Source organism: Duganella sp. CF517 (assembly GCF_900110275.1).
In the GTDB taxonomy this organism is placed as follows: domain Bacteria; phylum Pseudomonadota; class Gammaproteobacteria; order Burkholderiales; family Burkholderiaceae_D; genus Rugamonas.
In genome coordinates this window covers 1-1,421 of the sequence record NZ_FODC01000026.1, presented here as the reverse complement: position 1 = coordinate 1,421, position 1,421 = coordinate 1, and the positions used below count along the sequence as shown (strand labels likewise).

The 1,421-nt window shown below is 68.8% G+C and carries 1 protein-coding gene; it reads left to right on the top strand.

The window, feature by feature from the left end:
* A partial coding sequence (locus BMX85_RS29825) for an amino acid adenylation domain-containing protein (RefSeq protein WP_143068121.1) occupies positions 1 to 1,421 on the top strand: 1,421 nt, incomplete at both ends.

Here is a 1,421-nt window from a genome sequence, read left to right as displayed (position 1 = left end):
ACGGCGCTGCTGTTCGGCGACGAATCGCTGACCTACATGGCGCTGAACCAGCGCGCCAACCGGCTGGCGCACCGCCTGATCAAGCTCGGTGTCGGTCCAGACGTCAAGGTCGGCATCGCCGTCGAGCGCTCGCTGGAGATGGTGGTCGGCCTGCTGGCGATCCTCAAGGCCGGCGGCGCCTATGTGCCGCTCGACCCTGAGTACCCGGTCGACCGCCTGGCCTACATGATCGAGGACAGCGGCATCGCGCTGCTGCTGACGCAAAGCGCCGTCAAGGACGCCTTGCCGCCGGCAGGCGCATTGCCCGTGCTGGACCTGAATACGCTGGACCTGGACATGGAATCCGATCGCAATCCAGCGGTGCCGCTGCACGGCGAGCATCTGGCCTACGTGATCTACACCTCCGGTTCCACCGGCCGCCCCAAAGGCGCCGCGATCCGCCACCGCGCGCTGGCCAGCTGCATGACCTGGATGCAGCAGACATACGCGCTGACGGCGGCCGACACGGTGCTGCACAAGGCGCCGTTCAGCTTTGACGTCTCGGCATGGGAGATCTTCTGGCCGCTGACGACCGGCGTGCGGCTGGTGCTGGCCGATCCCGGCGACCAGCGCGATCCGGAACGGATCATCGAGCTGATTCGCCGCCATCAGGTCACCACCCTCAATTTCGTGCCGGCGATGCTGCAAGCCTTCCTCGCGCACGAGGGCATCGAGGCGCAAACGCGCCTGCGCTACGTCATTTGCGGCGGAGAGGCGATGCCGGCGGCCACGCAGGGCGAGGCGCTGCGGCGTCTGGCCGGCGTCAGCCTGCAAAACCTGTACGGTCCGACCGAGACCACGATCCACGTCACACAGTGGACCTGCCGCGACGACGGCGAGCCGCTGGTGCCGATCGGCCGTCCGATCGCCGACACGCGGGCCTATGTGCTCGATGGCGCATTGGGCGCCGTGCCGCAGGGCGTGGCGGGCGAGTTGTACATCGGCGGCGAACTGCTGGCGCGCGGCTATCTGGGCCGCGCCGGCTTGAGCGCCGAGCGTTTCGTAGCCGATCCGTTCGGGCGCGATGGCGAACGGCTGTACCGCACCGGCGATTTGGTGCGCTGGAACGCGGAGGGCCAGATCGAATACCTGGGCCGGATCGACCATCAGGTCAAGATTCGCGGCCTGCGCATCGAGTTGGGCGAGGTGGAGGCCCAACTGCTGGCGCAACCGGAGGTGCGCGAGGCGGTGGTGGTGGCGCACGAAGGTCCCGCCGGCACCCGGCTGGCCGGTTACGTTTCGGCGCACGCCGGGCACACGGTGGAGGCGGGGGTGCTGCGCGAGCGGCTCGGCCAGGCGCTGCCGGACTATATGGTGCCGTCGGCGATCATGGTGCTCGACGGCCTGCCGCTGAACTCCAACGGCAAGGTGGACCGCAAGGC